This window comes from Achromobacter sp. SIMBA_011 (assembly GCF_046535435.1).
Classification (GTDB): Bacteria; Pseudomonadota; Gammaproteobacteria; order Burkholderiales; family Burkholderiaceae_B; genus Achromobacter; species Achromobacter dolens.
Map to the genome: position 1 here is coordinate 175,780 of NZ_JAWRWN010000003.1, position 22,138 is coordinate 197,917.

22 protein-coding genes are annotated in these 22,138 nt (G+C 70.4%); 13 read left to right on the forward strand and 9 right to left on the reverse strand.

What is annotated here, in order from left to right; translation table 11 throughout:
* Positions 1–14: 14 nt before the first annotated feature.
* The 4 genes from SB816_RS13880 to SB816_RS13895 are packed head-to-tail and all read right to left on the reverse strand — an operon-like array spanning position 15 to position 3,880.
* A complete protein-coding gene (locus SB816_RS13880; RefSeq protein ID WP_020927431.1) occupies positions 15–827 on the reverse strand; it encodes a carbohydrate ABC transporter permease in 813 nt (270 codons plus the stop codon).
* Positions 820–1,710, reverse strand: a complete 891-nt coding sequence (locus SB816_RS13885) for a carbohydrate ABC transporter permease (protein ID WP_006385278.1) — start codon at positions 1,708–1,710, stop codon at positions 820–822. The genes SB816_RS13880 and SB816_RS13885 overlap by 8 nt, the downstream gene beginning before the upstream one ends.
* Entirely contained in the window at positions 1,707–2,795 is a 1,089-nt protein-coding gene (locus tag SB816_RS13890) for an ABC transporter ATP-binding protein (protein ID WP_116793180.1), read from the reverse strand. Before SB816_RS13890 ends, SB816_RS13885 begins: the two co-directional genes overlap by 4 nt.
* Entirely contained in the window at positions 2,795–3,880 is a 1,086-nt protein-coding gene (locus tag SB816_RS13895; RefSeq protein WP_410547160.1) for an ABC transporter ATP-binding protein, read from the reverse strand. Before SB816_RS13895 ends, SB816_RS13890 begins: the two co-directional genes overlap by 1 nt.
* Before the next feature lie 230 nt (positions 3,881–4,110).
* On the opposite strand from SB816_RS13895, the gene SB816_RS13900 reads away from it, so the two are divergent.
* Positions 4,111–4,902, forward strand: a complete 792-nt coding sequence (locus SB816_RS13900) for a DeoR/GlpR family DNA-binding transcription regulator (RefSeq protein ID WP_049073416.1) — start codon at positions 4,111–4,113, stop codon at positions 4,900–4,902.
* Positions 4,903–5,005: 103 nt separating this feature from the next.
* Complete coding sequence (locus tag SB816_RS13905; RefSeq protein ID WP_054502721.1) at positions 5,006–6,604, forward strand: glycerol-3-phosphate dehydrogenase/oxidase; 1,599 nt, start codon at positions 5,006–5,008, stop codon at positions 6,602–6,604.
* A gap of 155 nt (positions 6,605–6,759) precedes the next feature.
* On the opposite strand, the gene SB816_RS13910 is transcribed toward SB816_RS13905, so the two are convergent.
* From SB816_RS13910 to SB816_RS13920, 3 genes are all read right to left on the reverse strand, one after another.
* Positions 6,760–7,374, reverse strand: a complete 615-nt coding sequence (locus tag SB816_RS13910; RefSeq protein ID WP_054502722.1) for an HD-GYP domain-containing protein — start codon at positions 7,372–7,374, stop codon at positions 6,760–6,762.
* 136 nt (positions 7,375–7,510) lie between these two features.
* Positions 7,511–8,191 carry a type 1 glutamine amidotransferase domain-containing protein gene (locus SB816_RS13915; RefSeq protein WP_054502723.1) on the reverse strand — a complete coding sequence of 227 codons (681 nt, stop codon included), beginning with the start codon at positions 8,189–8,191 and terminating at the stop codon, positions 7,511–7,513.
* A 23-nt stretch (positions 8,192–8,214) separates the two neighbouring features.
* Positions 8,215–9,252 carry an NADP-dependent oxidoreductase gene (locus SB816_RS13920; RefSeq protein WP_064528071.1) on the reverse strand — a complete coding sequence of 346 codons (1,038 nt, stop codon included), beginning with the start codon at positions 9,250–9,252 and terminating at the stop codon, positions 8,215–8,217.
* A gap of 121 nt (positions 9,253–9,373) precedes the next feature.
* Here SB816_RS13920 and SB816_RS13925 point away from each other — a divergent pair, with 121 nt between their 5' ends.
* From SB816_RS13925 to SB816_RS13970, 10 genes are all read left to right on the forward strand, one after another.
* Positions 9,374–10,159: a TetR/AcrR family transcriptional regulator gene (locus tag SB816_RS13925; protein WP_410547161.1), complete on the forward strand. Its 786-nt coding sequence runs from the start codon at positions 9,374–9,376 to the stop codon at positions 10,157–10,159.
* Between the two features lie 2 nt (positions 10,160–10,161).
* Positions 10,162–11,133 carry an HlyD family secretion protein gene (locus SB816_RS13930; RefSeq protein WP_064523332.1) on the forward strand — a complete coding sequence of 324 codons (972 nt, stop codon included), beginning with the start codon at positions 10,162–10,164 and terminating at the stop codon, positions 11,131–11,133.
* Entirely contained in the window at positions 11,130–12,092 is a 963-nt protein-coding gene (locus SB816_RS13935) for an ABC transporter ATP-binding protein (protein ID WP_410547162.1), read from the forward strand. Before SB816_RS13930 ends, SB816_RS13935 begins: the two co-directional genes overlap by 4 nt.
* Positions 12,089–13,234, forward strand: a complete 1,146-nt coding sequence (locus SB816_RS13940; RefSeq protein WP_410547163.1) for an ABC transporter permease — start codon at positions 12,089–12,091, stop codon at positions 13,232–13,234. Before SB816_RS13935 ends, SB816_RS13940 begins: the two co-directional genes overlap by 4 nt.
* A gap of 8 nt (positions 13,235–13,242) precedes the next feature.
* Positions 13,243–14,724 carry an efflux transporter outer membrane subunit gene (locus SB816_RS13945; protein WP_410547164.1) on the forward strand — a complete coding sequence of 494 codons (1,482 nt, stop codon included), beginning with the start codon at positions 13,243–13,245 and terminating at the stop codon, positions 14,722–14,724.
* Positions 14,725–14,867: 143 nt separating this feature from the next.
* Positions 14,868–15,587, forward strand: coding sequence for a response regulator transcription factor (locus SB816_RS13950; protein ID WP_054502730.1), 720 nt, complete (start codon positions 14,868–14,870; stop codon positions 15,585–15,587).
* Positions 15,588–15,675: 88 nt separating this feature from the next.
* Positions 15,676–16,164, forward strand: coding sequence for a YbaK/prolyl-tRNA synthetase associated domain-containing protein (locus SB816_RS13955; RefSeq protein WP_054502731.1), 489 nt, complete (start codon positions 15,676–15,678; stop codon positions 16,162–16,164).
* A gap of 16 nt (positions 16,165–16,180) precedes the next feature.
* Positions 16,181–18,172 carry an FUSC family protein gene (locus SB816_RS13960; protein WP_410547165.1) on the forward strand — a complete coding sequence of 664 codons (1,992 nt, stop codon included), beginning with the start codon at positions 16,181–16,183 and terminating at the stop codon, positions 18,170–18,172.
* A gap of 3 nt (positions 18,173–18,175) precedes the next feature.
* Entirely contained in the window at positions 18,176–18,985 is an 810-nt protein-coding gene (locus tag SB816_RS13965; RefSeq protein WP_410547166.1) for an NRDE family protein, read from the forward strand.
* Between the two features lie 77 nt (positions 18,986–19,062).
* Positions 19,063–19,497, forward strand: coding sequence for a carboxypeptidase-like regulatory domain-containing protein (locus SB816_RS13970; protein ID WP_064523924.1), 435 nt, complete (start codon positions 19,063–19,065; stop codon positions 19,495–19,497).
* 70 nt (positions 19,498–19,567) lie between these two features.
* On the opposite strand, the gene SB816_RS13975 is transcribed toward SB816_RS13970, so the two are convergent.
* Positions 19,568–19,942, reverse strand: coding sequence for an MAPEG family protein (locus SB816_RS13975; protein WP_054502733.1), 375 nt, complete (start codon positions 19,940–19,942; stop codon positions 19,568–19,570).
* 229 nt (positions 19,943–20,171) lie between these two features.
* Between SB816_RS13975 and SB816_RS13980 the strand changes: the two genes are divergently transcribed.
* Positions 20,172–21,023 carry a CPBP family intramembrane glutamic endopeptidase gene (locus tag SB816_RS13980; protein ID WP_410547167.1) on the forward strand — a complete coding sequence of 284 codons (852 nt, stop codon included), beginning with the start codon at positions 20,172–20,174 and terminating at the stop codon, positions 21,021–21,023.
* A 49-nt stretch (positions 21,024–21,072) separates the two neighbouring features.
* Here SB816_RS13980 and SB816_RS13985 read toward each other — a convergent pair whose 3' ends face one another.
* Complete coding sequence (locus tag SB816_RS13985) at positions 21,073–22,131, reverse strand: alkene reductase (protein ID WP_054502735.1); 1,059 nt, start codon at positions 22,129–22,131, stop codon at positions 21,073–21,075.
* Between the last annotated feature and the right edge of the window lie 7 nt (positions 22,132–22,138).

Sequence of the window (22,138 nt, forward strand, 5' to 3'; positions counted from 1 at the left end):
GGCGCCCTCCCCCCTCAGACCCGGCCCATCGCGAAGCCCTTCGCGATGTAGTGCCGCACGAACCAGATGACGATGCCGCCGGGCACGATGGTCAGCACCCCGGCCGCCGCCAGCACGCCCCAGTCCATGCCCGAGGCCGAGACCGTGCGCGTCATGGTGGCGACGATGGGCTTGGCGTTGACCGAGGTCAGCGTGCGCGCCAGCAGCAGCTCGACCCAACTGAACATGAAGCAGAAGAACGCCGCCACGCCCACGCCCGACTTGATCAGCGGCAGGAAGATCGTCAGGAAGAAGCGCGGGAACGAATAGCCGTCCACGTAGGCCGTCTCGTCGATCTCGCGCGGCACGCCGGACATGAAGCCTTCCAGGATCCACACCGCCAGCGGCACGTTGAACACCAGGTGCGCCAGCGCCACCGCCAGGTGCGTGTCCATCAGCCCGAACGAGCTGTACAACTGGAAGAACGGCAGCAGGAACACCGCCGGCGGCGTCATGCGGTTGGTCAGCAGCCAGAAGAACACGTGCTTGTCGCCGATGAAGCGGTAGCGCGAGAACGCGTACGCCGCCGGCAGCGCCACCGCCAGCGAGATGACCGTGTTGATGACCACGTAGATCAGCGAGTTGATGTAGCCCGAATACCAGGCCGGATCGGTGAAGATGGTTCGGTAGTGCTCCAGCGTGAACTCGCGCGGCCACAGCGTCAGGGTGCTGACGATCTCGGTATTGGTCTTGAACGACATGTTCAGCATCCAGTACAGCGGCAGGATGGCGAACACCAGGTACAGCGCCAGGAAGGCGCCGCGCCACCAGGTCGATTGCTCACGCATTGGCGCGCTCCTCGTCGAAACCGCCGGTGGTGCCGGCGCGCTGCATCCAGTTGTACAGAATGAAGCAGAGCAGCAGGATGATCAGGAAGTAGATGATCGAGAACGCCGCCGCCGGACCCAGGTCGAACTGGCCCACGGCCTTCTGCGTCAGGTACTGCGACAGGAAGGTGGTGGCGTTGCCCGGCCCGCCGCCGGTCAGCACGAACGGCTCGGTGTAGATCATGAAGCTGTCCATGAAGCGCAGCAGCACCGCGATCATCAGCACGCCGCGCATCTTGGGCAACTGGATGTAGCGGAACACCGCCAGGCGCGAGGCGCCATCGATACGCGCGGCCTGGTAATAGGCGTCGGGAATGGCGCGCAGGCCGGCATAGCACAGCAGCGCCACCAGCGGTGTCCAGTGCCAGACGTCCATCACCAGCACCGTGACCCAGGCGTCGAGGTCGTTGCCGGTGTAGTTGTAGTCCACCCCCAGCCACGACAGCGTCGCCCCCAGCAGGCCGATGTCGGTGCGGCCGAACACCTGCCAGATGGTGCCCACCACGTTCCACGGGATCAGCAGCGACAGCGCGATGATGACCAGCACCGCCGAGGCGCGCCAGCCGCTGGCCGGCATCGACAGCGCCAGCAGGATGCCCAGCGGGATCTCGATGGCCAGCACCGCCAGCGAGAAGCCGATCTGGCGCAGCAGCGCGCCGTGCAGTTCCTCGTCCTGCAGCACGGCGGCGAACCATTCGGTGCCGACGAACACGCGGCGCTCGGGCGAAATGATGTCCTGCACCGAGTAGTTGACGATGGTCATCAGCGGCAGGATGGCCGAGAACGCCACGCACAGCACCACGGGCAGGACCAGGAACCAGGCCCGGTGATCGATCGGTTTCATCGGATCAGCTCCTCGTCGCGGTAGAAGCAGGTATGCGGATTGAGCGCCGACAGCCAGACCGTGGCGCCGGGCGCGATGGATGCCGCGTCGGTGCCCAGGCGGGCGCGCAGCGGCGTGCCCTCGAAGTCGGCCAGCAGCAAGGTGTAGGTGCCCACGTCCTGCACCCGCTGGACCGTGGCCGGGATGGCGCCAGGCGCGTTGGCGTCGGCCAGGCGCAGGTATTCCGGGCGCACGCCCAGCTTGACCGGGCCGGCGTCGGCCAGCCGGGTCGCCATCGCATCCGGCAGGCCGTCGACGCGGCGCTGGCCCACCATCAGGCCGCCGTCGCGCCATTGCGCCGGCAGGAAGTTCATGCCGGGCGAGCCGATGAAATGGCCGACGAAGGTATGCGCCGGCCGCTCGAACAGGTCGTCGGCGCTGCCCACCTGCACCGCGCGGCCGCGCGCCATCACCATCACCTGGTCGGCGAAGGTCAGCGCCTCGGTCTGGTCGTGGGTGACGTAGATCAGCGTCAGCTTGAACTCGTGGTGGATTTCCTTGAGCTTGCGGCGCAATTCCCACTTCAGTTGCGGGTCGATCACGGTCAGCGGTTCGTCGAACAGCACCGCCGACACGTCGTTGCGCACCAGGCCGCGCCCTAGCGAGATCTTCTGCTTGGCGTCGGCCGTCAGGCCGCTGGCGCGGCGCTCCAGCACGTGCGACATCTCCAGCATCTCGGCGATGCGGCCGACGCGCTCGCGGATCTGCTTGGCGGGCACGCCGCGGTTGCGTAGCGGGAACGCCAGGTTCTCGGCCACGGTCATGGTGTCGTACACCACCGGGAACTGGAACACCTGGGCGATGTTGCGCGCCTGCGGCGTCTTGTGGGTGACATCCTGGCCGTCGAACAGGATGCGGCCGTGCGAGGGACGCAGCAGGCCCGAGACGCAATTGAGCAAGGTGGTCTTGCCGCAGCCCGAGGGACCCAGCAAGGCGTAGGCGCCGCCGTCGCGGAAGGTGAACTTGAGCGGCAGCAGCGCATAGTCCTCGTCGGCCTGGGGATTGGCGACGTAGGAATGGGAGAGGTCCAGCTCGATCTGCGCCATCAGGCGATCCCTCCGCTGGCGTGGGGCCGCGCGGGGGCCGCCAGCAAGGCGCCGTCGGCGCCGAAGGCGTAGGCCTGGGCCGGGTCGAAGTACAGCGTCAGGCGCTGCTCCAGCGTGTAGCGATGCACGCCCGGCAATTGCGCGACCACGTCGCCGGCGGCCGTTTCGGCGTGCACGAAGGTGTCGGACCCGGAGATCTCGGCCAGCTTGACCACGCCATCCAGGCCGATGTGGCCAGGGCGCGGCGCAATGTCCAACGCGCCCGCCCGCAAGCCGGCGGTGAGCGCCCCGCCCGCGCCGGGCGGCAGTGGCCGCGCGACCGCGATGCCGCCCTGCAGCGTGAAGCCGGCGGCGTCGCGTTGCGCGGCGAACAGGTTCATGGGCGGATCGCTGAAGGCGCGCGCCACCCGGATCGAATTGGGCCGGTGAAAGACCTCGGCGGTCGGGCCGTACTGCAGCAGTTCGCCCGCGTCCAGCACGGCGGTGTGGCCGCCCAGCAGCAACGCTTCGCCCGGCTCGGTGGTGGCGTAGACCACGGTCGAGCGGCCCTCGGCGAACAGGGCCGAGAGCTCGTCGCGCAGTTCCTCGCGCAGCTTGTAGTCCAGGTTGACCAGCGGTTCGTCCAGCAGGATCAGCGGCGCGTCCTTGACCAGGGCCCGCGCCAGCGCCACCCGCTGCTGCTGCCCGCCGGACAGTTCGGACGGATGACGGGCCAGCAGGTGGTCGATGTGCAGGCGCGCGGCCATGGCCCCGACCTTGTCGGCGATACCCGACGCGCCGCGCAGCTTGAGCGGCGAGGCGATGTTGTCGAACACCGTCATGGACGGATAGTTGATGAATTGCTGGTACACCATGGCGACGTTGCGCTGGCGCACCGGCACCCCGGTCACGTCGGCGCCGTCGGCCAGCACCCGGCCCTCGGTGGGCCGGTCGAGCCCGGCCATGATGCGCATCAGCGATGTCTTGCCTGCCAGGGTCACCCCCAGCAACACGGTCATGGCGCCTGGCACCGGGGCCAGGCTCATGGGATACAGGTGCGTCTGCGAGCCGGCTCGCAACGCAATCCTGTCCAGGGTCAGCTGCATCTGGTCTCCTCTGCCTTTAATACGTCCCCGGTTTATCAACCGGACTTCGGTACATCGGGTACAGCGGCCCTGCGAGCGCGCAAGAACGCGCCGGTTCGGGTTTTTCTTTCAGATCGCTTTCGTTTTTTGTGCGTTTTACTCAAGAAGCGAAAAAAATACAATCTTGCAGCGCGTCATTATTTTTCGCTTTTGTTGTTTTATGATGCGACTGTGACACTCCATACGCCAACATGACACTCAATCCCAGACAAAGCGCCTTGATCGAAATGGTGCGGGCCCAGGGCTCGGCCACGATCGAAGAGCTGGCCAAACGCTTCGACGTCACGCTGCAGACCGTGCGGCGCGACGTCAACATCCTGTCCGAAGCCGGCCTGCTGTCGCGCTTCCACGGCGGCGTGCGCATCGAAGCGTCGACCATCGAGAACATCGCCTACCGCAAGCGCCAGGGGCTGCACGCGGCCGGCAAGCAACGCATCGCCGAGGCCGTGGCCCGCGCCGTGCCCGACGGCTGCTCGCTGATCCTGAACATCGGCACCACCACCGAGGCCATCGCCCGCGCCCTGCTGCGCCATCGCGGCCTGCGCGTCATCACCAACAACCTGCACGTGGCCGACATCCTTTCCGACAACCCGGATTGCGAAGTCATCGTCGCCGGCGGCGTGGTGCGTTCGCGCGACCGCGGCATCGTCGGCGAGGCCACCATGGACTTCATCCGCCAGTTCCGGGTCGACATCGGCCTGATCGGCATTTCCGGCATCGAGTCCGACGGCACGCTGCGCGACTACGACTTCCGCGAAGTGCGCGTGTCCCGCACCATCATCGAACAGTCGCGCGAAGTATGGCTGGCGGCCGACAGCAGCAAATTCAAGCGCCAGGCCATGGTGGAACTGGCGCACATCTCGCAGATCGACCGCTTCTTCACCGACGCGCATCCGCAGGAACCGCTGGCGCAAGTGCTGCTGGACGCCGGCGTGCGCTGCGAAGTGGCCGCCGCGCCGAACGCGGCCAAGGTACCCGCCTGACCGGCTTGACCCGGCCCGCGGCACGGCGCTAGCGCCGCGCCCGGCCGGCACGAAAAGAAACGAACACCGCACCGAACCCTAGCGGCCCCGCCGCCCCACGCATATGAACCAACCGCTCGCCACCGTCACCCCGCCCGACCGCAACCGCCTGCTGGCGCAACTGGACAACACGCCCGCCTGGGACGTGATCGTCATCGGCGGCGGCGCCACCGGCCTGGGCACCGCCGTCGACGCCGCCAGCCGCGGCTACCGCACCCTGCTGATCGAGGCCGCCGACTTCGCCAAGGGCACCTCCAGCAAGGCCACCAAGCTGGTGCACGGCGGCGTGCGCTACCTGGCGCAGGGCAACATCAGCCTGGTGCGCGAAGCGCTGCACGAACGCGGCCTGCTCAACCGCAACGCGCCGCACCTGGTGTGGCCCCTGGGCTTCGTGGTGCCGGCCTACAACCTGCTGGACCAGCCCTTCTACGGCATCGGCCTGAAGATGTACGACATGCTGGCCGGCAAGCTCAACCTGTCGCCCAGCCGCTGGCTGTCGCGCCGCGACACGCTGGCCAACGCGCCGACGCTGGCCGAGAACGTCAACGGCCGCGGCCTGAAGGGCGGCGTGCTGTACTACGACGGCCAATTCGACGACGCGCGCCTGGCGCTGAGCCTGATGCGCACCCTGTTCGACCTGGGCGGCACGGCGGTCAACTACGTGCGCGCCACCGGCCTGACCACCACCGGCGGCAAGGTCGACGGCGTCACGGCGCAGGACGCGCTGGGCGGCGCCAGCTTCACCTTGCGCGCTCGCTGCGTCATCAACGCCACCGGCGTCTGGGTCGACAGCGTGCGCCGCATGGAAGACAAGAACGCGCCCACCATGGTGGCGCCCAGCCAGGGCGTGCACCTGACGCTGCCGCACGACTTCCTGCCCGGCAAGCGCGCCATCCTGATCCCCAAGACCGACGACGGCCGCGTGCTGTTCGTGGTGCCATGGAACGGCCACACCATCGTCGGCACCACCGACTCGCCGCGCAACGACCTGCCGCTGGATCCGGAAGCCGGCGCCCAGGACGTCGATTTCATCCTGAGCACCGCCGCGCGCTATCTCAGCCGCAAGCCGACCCGCGACGACGTCACCAGTGTCTGGGCGGGCCTGCGGCCGCTGGTCAAGGCCACCGGCGACGCCGCCACCAAATCGCTGTCGCGCGAGCACACCATCCTGGTGTCGCAGGCCGGGCTGGTGACGGTCACGGGCGGCAAGTGGACCACCTACCGCCGCATGGCGCAGGACGTGGTCGACACCGCCATCCAGCACCAGTTGCTGACGCAGGCCAGTTGCCGCACCGAGTCGCTGGCGCTGCATGGCGCCAACGGCCTGGCGCCGTCGCAGGAACACGCCGGCACGCCGGACAGCTACTACGGCAGCGACCTGGCCACGCTCAAGGCCCTGCCCGGCGCCGAGCGCATGCTGGTCAAGAGCAGCGGCCTGTCCGAAGCCCACGTGCGCTTCGCCGCGCGCTTCGAACTGGCGCGCAGCGCCGAGGACGTGCTGGCGCGCCGCAACCGCGCGCTGTTCCTGGACGCAGAGGCCGCCATGCTGGCCGCGCCCGAAGTGGCCCGCATCCTGGCCGAGGAACTGGGCCACGACGCCGCCTGGCAGCAGCGCACGCTGCAGGAACTGGCCGGCGTCGCCGCGCACTACCGCCTGAAATGACGCGCTGAAAAGTGACGCGCCGACAATCGACGCGCTGAAGCCGCGCGCCCGGGGCGCGCCGTGATTGTCCGCACCCGCAACGCCGCGCCGGCATGGCGCGGCGTTGTCGCATGGCGCCGGAGCCTGTGCAAGGCGCCTTGCAGGGAAAACAGGCCCTAGGGCACGCGCAGCGGACTGGACTGGATCATGGTCTCGAACACGCGCAGCAGGTCCGGATCGCACTTGGCCCCGGCCTCGCGGTTGAGGATGCGCATGATCTCGGCGTGCGTGCGCGCCGGATGATAGGGCCGCGCGTCGCCCAGCGCATCGTAGGAATCGGCCAGCGAAATGATGCGCGCGTGCAGCGGGATGTCGTGCCCCGCGAGTCCGTCGGGATAGCCCGAGCCGTCGAAATGCTCGTGATGATGGCGCACCGCCAGCGCGATGCGCTCGCGCTGGGGCATGTTGCTGTGCAGGATGATGTCCGCGCCCACGGCGGCGTGCGACTTCATGATTTCCCAATCCTCTTTTTCGAGGCGCTTGGGCGAGAACAGCACGCGATCGGGGGTGCCGATCTTGCCCACGTCATGCAGGCGGGCGGCCACGGCCACGGCGTGTTGGTCATCTTCGTTCAGGCCGCAGGCCCGCGCCAGCGCCACGCTCAGCGCGACGACGCGGTGGCAATGGCGGCCGGTGGCGGCGTCGCGGGCCTGCATCGCGGCGAACAGCGCCGCTTCACAGGATCCTGCGGCCTGCGCGGCGGGCGCGCTTGGGGGGACATCTGGAGGCATCGGTCTTGGCGCGCGCGATTGCAACGGAACCGCGCGCCTGTGTCAGAAAGTATCAATTCTGACACAAGCACGTACCGTTCCGACAACACGCCGCGCCCCTGGACGTGAACGCCCGTAACCATGCCCCGCCTTGCGTTCAGGCCCGCAGGCGTTCCAGCAGCGCCTGCGCCACGCCGACCGACGATGCCGGATTCTGCCCGGTGATCAAGAGGCCATCGGAGACGATGTGCGGTTGCCAGTCGGCGCCCTTGCTGTAGAGGCCGCCCAACAGCGCCAGCTCGTCTTCCACCAGGAATGGCACGACGGCGGTCAACTGTACCGCCGCCTCTTCCGTGTTGGAAAAGCCGGTCACCTGGCGGCCCTGCACCAGCGGCTTGCCGTCGGCGGTCTTGGCGTGGCGCAGCACGCCCGGCGCGTGGCAGACCGCCGCCACGGGCTTGCCCGCCGCCAGCATGGTCTCGATCAACGCCACCGACTTGGGGTCTTCGGCCAGGTCCCATAGCGGGCCGTGGCCGCCGGGATAGAACACCGCGTCGTAATCGGCGGCCTGCACCTCGGCCAGCCGGCGTGTGCTGGCCAGGCGCCGCTGCGCCTCGGCATCCTGGCGGAAGCGGCGCGTGTCATCGGTCTGGGCGTCGGGATCGTCACTCTTGGGATCGAGCGGCGGCTGCCCGCCCTGCGGCGAGGCCAGCGTCAGCGTGGCGCCCGCGTCCAGGAAGGCGTAGTACGGCGCGGCGAACTCCTCCAGCCAGAAGCCGGTCTTGCGGCCGGTGTCGCCCAGCGTGTCGTGGGAAGTCAGCACGATCAGGATATTCATGTTGCGCTCCTCATGTTGCGTTCCTATTCATCCGGCCCGACGCGCACGATGCGCTTGCCGGCGTTCTCGCCCTTGAGCAGGCCCATCAGCCCGCGCGGCGCGTTCTCCAGGCCATCGACCACGTCTTCGCGGTACTTGATGCGGCCGTCGCGCAGCAGCTCCTGCATGGCCGCGCGGAACTCGCCGAAACGCGGCGCGTATTCGTTGAAGATGATGAAGCCCTGCATCTTGATGCGCTTGGTCAGGATGGTGCGCATCAGCAGCGGCAGGCGGTCGGGGCCGTCGGGCAGGCTGGTGGCGTTGTAGGCCGAGATCAGGCCGCACACCGGCACCCGCGCGCGCGGATTGAGCAGCGGCAGCACGGCGTCGAACACCGCGCCGCCGACGTTCTCGAAATACACGTCGATGCCCTGCGGCACCGCCTTGGCCAGCAGGTTGGCCATGGCCGGATCGCGGTGGTCGATGCAGGCGTCAAAGCCCAGTTCCTCGACCACGTAGCGGCACTTGTCGGGGCCGCCGGCGATGCCCACCGCCTTGCAGCCGTGGATCTTGGCCAACTGGCCCACCACCGCGCCGACCGCGCCGCTGGCGGCGGCCACCACCACGGTTTCGCCGGCCTTGGGCTGGCCGATGTCCAGCAGGCCCATGTAGCCGGTGAAGCCCGGCATGCCCAGCACGCCCAGCGAATACGACGGACGCTCGGGCGCCGAACCCAGCTTGAGCAGGCCGCTGCCGTCGGAGACGGCGTAGTCCTGCCAGCCGGACTGGGACAGCACCCACTCGCCCACCGGATAGTCGGCGTGGCGCGAGGCCACCACCCGGGCCACGGTGCCGCCCACCATGGGCTGGCCGACCTGCACCGGCTCGGCGTACGAAGGCGCGTCGCTCATGCGGCCGCGCATGTAGGGATCGAGGGAAAGATAGACCGTGCGCAGCAGCAGTTGGCCCGGCCCGGGTTCGGGGACCGCGCCGGTTTCCAGGCGGAAATCGCTGTCGGCGGGTTCGCCGCTTGGCCGCGAGGCCAGGACGATGCGGCGGTTGAGGGAGGACGATTGCGGCATGGCGTGCTGACTCCTTCTGTTCCGATCAGCTCATTACACCACCTCCGCCGGCCGGCCCGCCCGCCAACCCTGCCAGCCGCTGCCCTTTTAATTAATTAAGTATTTAATTAGAATCTGCCTCATGCCTGCCAAGCCATCCCCCGCGCGCCGTCCCGGCCGCCCCGTCCGCCCCGACAGCGCCGCCGTGCGCGACCGGTTGCTGGACATCGCCACCGGCCTGTTCGCCACCCAGGGCGTGGCCGCCACCCGCCTGGCCCACATCGCCGAACGCGCCGGGTTCACCTCGGCCATGCTGCACTACTACTTCAAGAGCCGCGACCAGTTGCTGGACGCGGTGGTGCTGGAACGCGTGGTGCCGGTCATCGGCTACGTCTGGAGCCCGGTGCCGCAGACGGCGCGGCGCCTGGACGGTTCGGCCGACACGGCGCGCATCGTCATCACCGAGATCGTCTCGCGCATCGTGCGCTGCGGCACCGACCGCCCCTGGCTGCCGTCCTTGTGGATGCACGAGGTCGTCAACGAAGGCGGCCAGTTGCGCGAGCGCGTGCTGCGCCACCTGCCGGCCCAGCGCCTGCAGGTGTTCGCCGGCCTGATCGCCGACAGCCAGCGCGCCGGCGCCATCACCCCGGGCGTGGAGCCGCGGCTGGTGTTCCTGTCGATCCTGGGCCTGACGCTGCTGCCGCTGGCCACGTCCAGCCTGTGGCGCCGCATCTGGCAGAACGATCCGCAGGTCCAGGCCATCGACCACGACGCCATTGCCGCGCACGCCATCGCCATGCTCACTGGCGGGCTGTTTTCCCCGCCGGCCCCGGCGCCCGAGGCCCCCGGCACGCCCGCCGCGCCGGCACAGCGGACCCGGCGCGCCAAGCCGGCCGCCACCACCGAACCGCCCGCCACAGGACGCTGACCATGCGCACCCCTTCCCTCCCGCGCTATGCCCTGCCCGTCGCCGCCGCGCTCGGCCTGTCGCTGCTGGCCGCCTGCGGCAAGCGCGACGATGCCGTCTACCAGGGCTACGTCGAGGGCGAGTATCTCTACATCGCCTCGTCCGAGGCCGGCCGGCTCGACACGCTGTCGGTGCAGCGCGGTCAGCAAGTCGCCGCCGCCGCGCCGCTGTTCGCGCTGGAGGCGACGCGCGAAATCGCGGCGCGCGACCAAGCCGGCGCGCAGTTGGCGGCGGCCAGCGCGCAGTTGGAAGACATCGCCACCGGCAAGCGGCCGCCCGAGGTCGATGTCGCCCGCGCCCAACTGGCCCAGGCCGAGGCCGCCAGCCGGCGCTCGGCGGCGCAACTGGCGCGCGACACCGCGCAGTTCCGCGCCGGTGGCGTGGCGCGGGCGCAACTGGACGACAGCCGCGAGCAGGCCCGGTCGGACGCGGCCCGGGTGCGCGAGCTGCGCGCCCAACTGGAAGTGGCCAACCTGCCCGGCCGCCAGGACCAGCGCCGCGCCCAGGCCGCCCAGGTCGAGGCGGCGCGCGCGACGCTGGCGCAGGCCGACTGGACCCTGGCGCAGAAACGCCTGGCGGCGCCCACCGCCGCCCTCGTTTTCGACACGCTGTACCGCGTGGGCGAATGGGTGCCGGCCGGCAGCCCGGTGGTCAGCCTGCTGCCGCCCGGCAACATCAAGGTGCGCTTCTTCGTGCCCGAAACCGTGGTCGGCGCGCTCAAACCCGGGCAGCAGGCCACCGTGCGCTGCGACGGCTGCGGCGACCCCGTGCCGGTGCGCATCGACTACGTCTCGCCGCAGGCCGAGTACACGCCGCCGGTGATCTACAGCCGCGAAACGCGCGGCAAGCTGGTCTACATGGTCGAGGCCCGCCCCGCGCCGGATGCGGCCACGCGGCTGCATCCGGGCCAGCCGGTCGAGGCCGCGCTGCAATGAACGGCGCCCCCGCCCGCCCCGCCGCCGAGCCCGGCTACGTCATCGACGTGCACGGCCTGAACAAGCACTTCGGCAACAAGCACGTGGTCAACGACGTTTCGCTGCAAGTGCGCGAAGGCGAGATCTTCGGCTTTCTCGGCCCCAACGGCAGCGGCAAGACCACCAGCATCCGCCTGATGTGCGGCCTGCTCACGCCCGACTCGGGCAGCGGCACCTGCCTGGGCTACGACATCCTCCAGGACAGCGCCGAGATCAAGCGCCACGTCGGCTACATGACGCAGAAGTTCTCGTACTGGGACGACCTGACCATCCGCGAGAACCTGGACTTCGTGGCCCGCATGTACGGCATGCCGAACCGCCGCGAGACCGTTGACCGCGCGCTCGAGGACCTGGGCCTGCAGACCCGCGCCAACCAGCTCACCGGCGCGCTGTCCGGCGGCTGGAAGCAGCGCCTGGCGCTGGCCGCCTGCCTGCTGCACGAGCCGCGCCTGCTGCTGCTGGACGAGCCCACCGCCGGCGTCGACCCGACCGCGCGGCGCGACTTCTGGGAACAGTTGCACGAGCTGGCCGCGCGCGGCATTTCGGTGCTGGTCAGCACCCACTACATGGACGAGGCCGAGCGCTGCCACAAGCTGGCCTACATCTCGTACGGCAAGCTGCTGATCCAGGGCACCGCCGACGAAGTCATCGCCCAGCAGCGCCTGACCACCTGGGCCATCCATGGCCATGACCTGGTGCCGCTGGCGCAGCGGCTGCGGGGCGCGCCGGGGGTGGACCAGACCGTGGCCTTCGGCACCGCGCTGCACATCAGCGGCCGCGACGCCGCCGTGCTCGAACGCACCTTGCGAGACGTCGTGGCCGGCCAGGACCTGCGCCTGGAACGCATCGACACCAGCCTGGAGGATGTCTTCATCTACCTGATGAACCACTCCGACGACAACTACGCGAGCGCGGCATGAGACGCCACCTGGAGGGTTTCTCGTGGTCGCGCTGGTGGAGCATGGTGCTCAAGGAATTCCTGCAACTGCGGCGCGACCGCATCACCTTCGGCATGATCGTCGGCATCCCGATCATGCAACTGGCGCTGTTCGGCTACGCCATCAACACCAACCCCAAGCAACTGCCGACCGCCGTCATCGTGGCCGACCACAGTCCGTTCACCCGCAGCTTCGTGGCGGCGATGACCGCGTCCGACTACTTTGACATCGTCGAGACCCTGCCCGACGAAGAGGCCGGCCGCGCCGCGCTGGCGCAGGGCCGGGTGCTGTTCGTGCTGACCATTCCACCGGACTTCTCGCGCCAGTTGCTGCGCGGCGAGCGGCCGGCGCTGCTGATCGAGGCCGACGCCACCGACCCGATGGCCACGGGGCTGGCGATCGGCTCGGCCACCCAACTGGCGCAGGCGGTGGCGCGCAAGGACCTGACCGGCCCGCTGGCGCACCTGGCCGGCGGCCAACCGCCGTTCGACGTGCGCGTGCACCAGCTCTACAACGAAGAACAGATCTCGCAATACAACACCGTGCCCGGCCTGATGGGCGTGATCCTGACCATGACGCTGGTGATGATGACCGGCCTGGCCATGACGCGCGAACGCGAGCGCGGCACCATGGAAAACCTGCTGGCCATGCCGGTGCGGCCGCTGGAGGTGATGACGGGCAAGATCGTGCCCTACATCGCCATCGGCCTGATCCAGTCCACCATCATCCTGCTGGCGGCGTATTTCGTGTTCCACGTGCCGTTCCTGGGCAGTTTGGTGACGGTGTACCTGGGCGCGCTGATCTTCGTGGCCGCCAACCTGACCGTCGGCATCACGCTGTCGTCGCTGGCGCAGAACCAGTTGCAGGCGATGCAACTGACGATGTTCTATTTCCTGCCCAACATGCTGTTGTCCGGTTTCATGTTCCCGTTCCTGGGCATGCCCAAATGGGCGCAGTACCTGGGCAACCTGCTGCCGCTGACGCACTTCAACCGGCTGATCCGCGGCATCCTGCTCAAGGGCAACGGCTGGTGGGACCTGTGGCCCTCCATCTGGCCCATGCTGCTGTTCACCGTGGTCGTCATGACCGCCGCCGTGAAGTTCTACCGCCGCACCCTGGATTGAAGGCCGCCATGCCCCGCCCCCACCTGCCCTTCGCCCGCCGCGCCGCGCTCGTGGCCGCCTGCGCCCTGTTGCCCGGCTGCGCCGTCGGACCGGACTTCGAGCGACCCGCCACGCCGCCGGTCGCCGCCTACACGTCGCCGACCGACAGCGCCGCCCCCGCCAGCGGCGCCCAACCGCGCCTCACCGGCGCCGACATCCCGGCCCAATGGTGGCGCCTGTTCCGCTCCAATGCGCTGGACACGCTGGTGCGGCAGGCGCTGGAGGCCAGCCCGACCCTGGAACAGGCCCGCGCCCGGCTGCGCCAGGCCGGCGAGGATCTGAACGCGGAAACCGGCGGCCGCCTGCTGCCGGCCGTCGACGCCAACCTGTCGGCCACCCGGCAGAAGGTCGATCCTTCCGCCTACGGCGTGCCGGTGACCGAGCAGCCCGCGCCGTTCACGCTCTACAACGCATCGATTGACGTGTCCTACACGCTCGATGTGTTCGGCGGCAACCACCGCGCGCTGGAGGGGCTGGCGGCGCAGGTCGACTACCAGTCGCACGAACTGCAGGCCGCGCGCATGACGCTGGCCGCCAACGTCGTGACCACCGCCATCCGCCAGGCCGACCTGGCCGCGCGCCTGGCCGACACCCGCGAGCTGCTGGCGGCCCAGCAGCGCCAGCGCGACATCATGGCGCAGCGCCTGCGGGCCGGCGGCATCGCCGAGGCCGACCTGCGCAACCAGGAACTGCTGCTGGCGCAGACCGCCGCGACCGTGCCGCCGCTGGAATACCAACTGGCCCAGGCCACGCACCAGTTGGCCACCTACCTGGGCCAGCCGCCCGCCGCCTGGCAGGCGCCGCCGCTGCGCCTGGCCGACCTGGCGCTGCCGGCCGAGATTCCCACCGGGGTGCCGTCGGCGCTGACCCGCCAGCGGCCCGACATCCTGGCCGCCGAGGCCCTGCTGCACCAGGCCTCGGCCAACGTCGGCGTGGCCACCGCCAACCAATACCCGCGCTTCACCCTGACCGCCAGCTTCGGTTCGCAACGCACCCGGGCCGGCGATATCACCGATGGCGTCAATGTCTGGAACCTGGGCCTGGGCCTGGCGCAACCGCTGTTCCATGGCGGCGAACTGCGCGCCCGCAAGCGTTCGGCCGAGGCCGCCTACGAGGCGGCGGCGGCCGGTTATCGGCAGACCGTGCTAGATGGTTTCCGCCAGGTGGCCGACGCGCTGCGCGCGGTGCAGGCCGACGCCCGGGCGTATGACGCCTACGACACCGCCTGGCGTCGCGCCGACGACGCCGCGCGCATCGCTGACGCGCGCTACCAGGCCGGCGGCATCAGCCACCTGGCCCTGCTGGACAGCCAGCGCCAGTTGCTGCAGACGCGCATCGCCCGCGGCGCAGCCGACGCGGCGCGCTACGCGGACACCGCCGCCTTGCTGCAGGCGCTGGGCGGCGGCTGGTGGAACGAGCCGCCGGACAGTCTGGCCACTCCCGCCCGCTAGCCCGCAAACCCGCGCCAATACATACATTGCCCGGTCATGTCCGAGAATTCGGGTCAGAAAGTGGCGTTGTGCGACGTTTAGGAATCCGTTGTATCCGATGCATCATGCATGCGCTGAAGCTGCACTGATCCCGACAACGATTCATGAATGACTTACTAGACCTGATCGTCTTCTCACCCGATGCCCACCAACGCGCACGCCGCTGCGACGCGCTGGCGGGCATGGGCTTCTCGCCGCGCGGATGCGAGGACTCCAATGGCCTGTTCCGCCTGTTCCAGGCGCGCCGCACGCCGCTGCTTGTGATGGAAGCCGAGCTGACCGATCTGTGCATGGCCGTCGCCGGCCTGCGCGCCATGGACACCACCGCCGGCATCGTCGCCGTCTCGACCTTCGATTCGCCTGAAAACCGCATCCTCGGCCTGCACTGCGGCGCCGACGCCTGCTTTCCGCCCGACGTGGCCACCGCCGAGATCGCCGCCGCGCTGCAGGCGCTGGTGCGCCGCGTGCCCGTGAGCGGTCGCCGGCCGGCCGACGCCGAGGCGCGCCCGGCCGCCGCCGCCCCCGCCGAGGCCACCGGCAAATGGCAGTTCCAGGATGCCGCCTGGACCCTGGTCAGCCCGCGCGGCACGCGCCTGCCGCTGACCCAGGCCGAACGCGACTTCCTGCTCAAGCTGACCACCAGCCCCGACAAGCGCCTGCCGCGCGGCGACGTGCCGCCCGGCGATCCGCAGGCCGGCCGCGAATCCGTGCGCCGCACGGACGTCGTGGTCAGCCGGCTGCGCCGCAAGGCGCAGGAGACCGACATGGAATTGCCGATTCGTACCGTCTGGGGCTGGGGCTACGCCTTCACTGGCGACATCTAGCCCGCGCCGCCGGCCCGGTGGCGGCGTATCATGCGGCATGGCCCGCCGGATCCCCGGCGCCGGCCTTGCCAACCCACCATTTCCCGCCATGGAAGTCTACGACCGCCTGCAGGCCCTGCTGACCGAGCACCAGGCCCGCTACCGCCTCATCTCCCACCCCGCCGCCGGCCGCTCCGTGGAAGTCGCCGCCGTGCGCGGCACCGCCGTCAGCCAGGGCGCCAAGGCGCTGGTCTGCCGCGTCAAGATCTCATCCAACCAGCGCCGGAACGTGCTGGCGGTGTTCCCCGCCGACCAGCAGGCCGACCTGGACGCCATCGCCCGCGCCGCGGGCGGCAAGAAGGCCTCGCTGGCCTCGCAGGACCTGGCGCGCGAGCTGACCGGCTGCGAGATCGGCGCGATCCCGCCCTTCAGCTTCAACCCCGACCTGCACCTGCTGGTGGATCCCACCCTGCGCCAGCGTCACGATGAAATCGTGTTCAACGCCGGCCGTCTCGACGCGTCCATCCTGATGGCCACCGCCGATTATTTCCGCCTGGCCGCGCCGCAGGAAGCGCCGCTGATCAAGGGCCAGGGTTAACCGGCCCGGGACCGCCGTGCCGCACTCAGCCGCCTCCCGCGAAAACCGCCGCGCGCGCGCCTCCAACATGCGCTGGCTCATGAGCCTGGCGCACATGGAACCGTCGCCGGTCAGCCGCTGGGTGGCGCTGCGCGCCGCGCTGGCCATCGGCCTGCCGACCGCCGCCGGCCTGCTGCTCGACCAGAGCGCGGCGGCCGCGCTGGTGGCGCTGGGCGCGCTGCCCGCCATCACCGGCGACAACGGCGGCCCCTACCGCAACCGCGCGCTATCCATCGGCAGCACCGTGTTCGGCGGCGCGCTGGGTTACTTCCTGGGCACGCTGCTGGCCGGCCACGGCCTGTTCAGCGTCGCCGGCATGACGCTGCTGGTGCTGCTGGCCAGCCTGGTCGGCACCTTCAATAACATCGCCGCCGTCGCCACGCTGCAATTCGCCACCTACGTGATCGTCGGCGCCAGCCTGACGTCGCCGCTGCCGCCCTGGCTGCCGCCGGCGCTGGTGGGCGCGGGCGGGCTGTTCGGCCTGGCGCTGACCCTGCTGGGCTGGGTGGTGAACCCGATCGCGCCGGAACGGGCGGCGGTGGCGCTGGCCTATCGCAAGCTGGCGGCCATGTTCGCCGCCATTGGCACCTCGCGCATCATGACGGCGCGGCGCGACATGGAAGCCGCCATGGCCGGCGCCTACGACACGGTGCTGGCGGCCCGGCGCCGCGCCGCCGGCCCCTCGCCGCGGCTGGCCCGGCTGGCCGCGCAGTTGCAGGCCTGCACGCCGCTGTCGGACGCGGCGCTGGCGCTGGCGCGGGCCGGCCGGGTACTGCCGCCCGAGTGCGCGCGGGCCATGAACCGGCTGGCCGACCACGTCGAGAACGCCACGCCGCTGGCGCCGGGCGACGACATCGCGGCCGTGCGCCGGGCCGGCGCGACCGCGCTGGCCGACGCGCTGGAGCAGGCGCGGCCGTTGCTGGAAGGCAGCGGCCCGGCGCGGCCCGACGCTTTCCCGGCCCTGCCGCCGGCCCGCCCGCGCACGCCATGGCGAGTGCTGGCGCGCACCTACCGGCCCGGTCCGACCACGCTGCGCTACCTGGCGCGGCTCGGCCTGTGCCTGGTCGTCGCCGAGGCGGTGGCTCACACCCTGGCCTTGCCGCGCTCATACTGGGTGCCGCTGATCGTGGTGGTGGTGTTCAAGCCCAATTTCGGCTCGGTCTTCGCCCGCGCGCTGCAAAGCTGCGCCGGCAGCGTGGCGGGCGTGGCGATCAGCGCCACCGTGATGGCGCTGGACCGCAGCGGCGTCACCAGCCTCGTCGCCGTGACCGCGCTGGCCGCCTTGCTGCCCTGGTCGATCCGCCGCAACTACGGCCTGTTCTCCGCCATCCTGCTGCCGATCCTGATGCTGCTGATCGGCGCGCTGCAACCCGGCAGTTGGCCGATCGCGCTGGCGCGGCTGGAGGACGTCGCGGTGGCCGCCGCCATCGTGCTGGCGGTGGGCTACCTGCCGTGGATGCGGATCGAGCGCCACAACCTGGACCAGGCCGTGGCCACCGCCATCGAGACCCTGGCCGCGTATCTCAACACCGTGTTCCAGGCCGACCCGGCCACCCGCCACGGCCTGCGCACCCAGGCTTATGCGCGCCTGTCGGACCTGCGCATCGCCCTGCAGCGCGGCCTGTCGGAGCCGCGCCTGGTGAGCCGCCGGGCGCTGGCCTGGTGGCCGGTCGAAGTGGCCCTGGAACGAGTCGCCAACGCCATTTCCGACACTGCCTGGTCGCTGCCGGCCGGACAGCCGCCGCCCGAACCGGCGCAACTGGCGCGCCTGGCCGACGCGCTGCGCGCCATGGCCCAGGCGGTGATCCAAAGCGCGCCGGTCGGCGCCACGCCGGTGACGACCGATGCCCCCGCGCTGCGCGATGCCGCCGCCGCGATCGAATCCCTGCGCGCCACGCTCGCGGGGCCAGGCTTCGCGGCCGAACCGGGCCGGCCCGCGCCGCCCGCCCCTCTCCCCCATCCGGACTGAAACATGTGCCTTGCCGTCCTCGCCCTGCATACCGTGCCGGGCATTCCCGTCCTGATCGCCGCCAATCGCGATGAATTCCACGCCCGGCCGACGCTGCCGGCGGCGCAGTGGGCCGACGCCGCCCACGTGTACGGCGGCCGCGACGCGCTGGCCGGCGGCACCTGGATGGGCGCCACCGCTGGCGGGCGCTATGCGCTGGTCACCAATTTCCGCGAGCCCGGCCGCGTGGTCGCCGACGCCCCCTCGCGCGGCGCCCTGGTCGAGAACTTCCTGCGCGGCCGCGCGCCGGCCGCCGACTACATCGCCGCCGCCCATGCCGCCGGCCAGGCCTACAACGGCTTTAACCTGATCGTCGGTGACGCGCAGGGCGCCTGGTACGCCAGCAACCGCGACGGCGCGCCGCGGCCGCTGGCGGCTGGCGTCTATGCCCTGTCGAACCACCTGCTGGATACGCCCTGGCCCAAGCTGGCGCGCACCAAGGCCGCCTTCGAGCGGGTGCTGGCGCACGCTCCCCAGCCCGACCTGCCGGCGTTGTTCGAGGCGCTGGCCGACCGCAACCCGGCCGACGACGCCGACCTGCCCGCCACGGGCCTGCCGCCGGATCGCGAAAAACTATTGAGCAGCCCCTTCATCGTCAGTCCGAACTATGGCACCCGCAGTTCCACCGTGCTGGCGCTGCGCGACGACGGCACCGGCCAACTGGTCGAAAAGCGCTTTGCGCCCGACGGCGCCGCCAACGGAGAGAGCGTGCTGGCATTCGCCTGGCGCGCCCCCGGCGCGAGCGATACGCTTGGATCGTCCACGCCCCGGTAAAACGGGCAGCGCCGGCGAACTCGGCGCGCATATGCCGGTCGAATTTCCTGCGTGATCATCCCTTCAAGGAGAATTGCATGAACAAGCGCATCGAACGTTGCACCCTGGCCGCCGCGATGGCGGTGGGCACCATGGCCCTGGCCGGCTTCCTGACCGCCGCGCAGGCGGCGCTGCCCGCGGTGCAGCACCAGGGCAGCGTGGAATACGTCAGCGGCGGCATCGGCCTGGACGAATCCGAAGCCATGAAGGCCGCCGCCAAGGACTACCCGCTCTCGCTGACCTTCGCCGCGCAGCGCGACGGCAAGGCCGACTATGTGGCCAACGTCGCCGTCGTCATCAAGGACGGCCACGGCAAGCAGGTGCTGCAGGCCGAGTCCCAGGGCCCCTACATGCTGGTCAAGCTGCCCGCCGGCAGCTACAAGGTCTCGGCCACCTTCAACGGCAAGGCGCAGGAACGCGAAGTCAGCGTGCAGAACAGCGGCACGGCGCGCGCCGTGTTCGAATGGAAGTGATCCCTGATGGCCATGCCGCCTGGCCAGGCGCGCGGGGCGCCCGCTGCCAGGCCGGGACCGCGCGGGCGCGCTAGACGCCCGCAAACAGGATGGCGATGACAAAGCCCACGCTGATCGTCCAGACCAGCGAGCGCAGCGCGCCCCAGCCCGCCAGGTACATCGCCAGGTAGCCCAGGCGCACGCCCAGCCAGCAGGCCATCAACGTGGCCACGTGCGCGGGCGCCGCCTGGTTGTACAGCGCGAACAGCACCGCCGCGTAGAAGAACGGCAGCGCTTCGAACGTGTTGGCCTGCGCCGCGTTGGCGCGCGCGCGCCAGCCTTCCTGCCGCGCCAGCCAGGCGCGCGGATCATTGTTGTCGAACTTCCTGCCGCCCGCCTTGGCGACGATCGTGCAGACGAACGGCAGGATCGCCGCCGCCAACATCAACCATGCGATCAATTTCATTGCTGCTCCTTGCGCGGAACGAGCCTCTTCCCGCCACCGGGCGGGACGCGCCGCTGCCGCATGGTCGCCCGAAAGCGCGGAAATGAAAAGCCGCCGGCGCGAACGGCAAACGCCTATCGGCCGCCCGCAAACGGCGGCCTCACGATGCGGCGCTTACACTTGCGGCTTTGAGCGCCTCCCGCGCACGCGATGCCGGTGACGCGCCGCCCGTTGTCTCGCAGGAAGAACCATGCCTCTCGCCTCTCCCGGCTCCCTGATGTTCCTGGCCGCCGCCCTGCTGTGGCTACCCGCCACCCGCCGCTGGGCCCTGCTGCCACTGGCGCTCGCCTATGCCTGGGCCTGGACGCAGGGCGGCATCGAGCCCGTGGCGCTGGCCTGGCCCGCGTTGCTGGCGCTGGCCGCTGTGTTGGCGCGGCCGACCATGGCGGCGCCCGCTCGCGCCACTGGCCATGCGCTGTTCCTGATCCTGGCGGTGCTGCTGTTCCTGCACTGGCTGCCCGGCTACCACAACCCGCTGGTCATCCCGCGCGCCGCGCTGACGCCCGATGCCGTGCCCTTCGCCATGTACCTGAACCTGGACAAGCCGCTGGTGGCGTTCTGGGTGGTGCTGGTCGCCGCGCCCGCCATGGCCGGCGCCAGCGCGCGCGCCACGCTCACGGCGGCGCCGGCCGCGTGCGCCGGCGCGATCGTGGCCTGCCTGGGGCTGGCCCTGGCGCTGGGGGTGGTGGGATGGGCGCCGAAGTGGCCCGACTCGGGCTGGCTATGGCTCATCAACAATGCGCTGCTGGTGACGCTGGCCGAGGAAGCCCTGTTCCGCGGCTACGTGCAGGAACGGCTGACGCGCGCCTGGCGCGGCCGCCCCTGGGGCGCCACGGCCGCGCTGCTGGTCGCCGCGCTGCTGTTCGGGCTGGCGCATTATGCCGGCGGCTGGCAATGGATGCTGCTGGCCGGCCTCGCCGGCGTTGGGTATGGCATGGCCTACCGCCACGGCGGCCTGGCGGCCGCGGTGCTGGCCCACCTGGGCCTGAACGCGGCGCACTACGGTCTGTTCACCTACCCGATGCGCGCCGCGCTGCATTGAAACGCCCATGCCGTTGCCGACCCGTCGTGGCCGGCAACGGCGCGGCGCTTCAGGCCGTCGCCAGGGCCGGATAGTCGGTGTAGCCCGTCGCGCCCGAGGCGTAGAAGGTCGACGAATCCGGCGCGTTCAACGGCGCGTTCAGCGCAAAGCGGCGCACCAGGTCGGGATTGGCGATGAATTGCACGCCGAACGCCACCGCGTCGGCGCGGCCCGCGGCAATCGCCGCCTCGGCCGATTCGCGCGTGAAGCCTTCGTTGGCGATGTACACGCCGCCGAACGATTCCTTGAGCTGCGGCCCCAGGCTGTCGGCGCCCTCATGTTCGCGCGCGCACAGGAACGCCAGGCCACGGCGGCGCGCCGCCCGCGCCACGTAGTTGAAGGTCGTGGCCGGATCCGAATCCCCCATCGAGTGGGCATCGCCACGCGGCGACAGGTGCAGGCCGACGCGGCCGCCGCCCCACACGCTGACGCACGCGTCCACCACTTCCAGCATCAGGCGCGCGCGTGCTTCGAGCGAACCGCCATAGCCGTCGGTGCGATGGTTGGTGCTGTCCTGCAGGAACTGGTCCAGCAGATAGCCATTGGCGCCGTGGACTTCGACGCCGTCGAAACCGGCTTCCTGCGCCAGTTGCGCGCCGCGGCGATAGGCCTCGACGATGCCCGGGATCTCATCGGTCTCGAGCGCGCGCGGCACCACATAACCGCGCTTGGGACGCACATGGCTGACATGGCCGCCGGCCGCGATCGCGCTCGGGGCCACCGGCAGTTCGCCATTGAGGAACACCGGATCCGAAATGCGGCCCACGTGCCACAGTTGCGCGAAGATACGGCCGCCGGCCTCGTGCACCGCCGACGTCACCTTGCGCCAGCCCTTGACCTGCTCCTGCGACCACAGCCCCGGCGTATCGGCATATCCCACGCCCTGCGGCGTCACCGAGGTGGCCTCGGTCAGGATCAGGCCGGCGGACGCGCGCTGGACGTAGTACTCGACCATCAGGTCGTTCGGCACCCGGCCCTCGCTGGCGCGCTGGCGCGTCAACGGGGCCATGATGATGCGGTTGGGCAGGGTCAGTTCCCCCACTTGCAAGGGTTCGAACAGCAGGCTCATAACAATC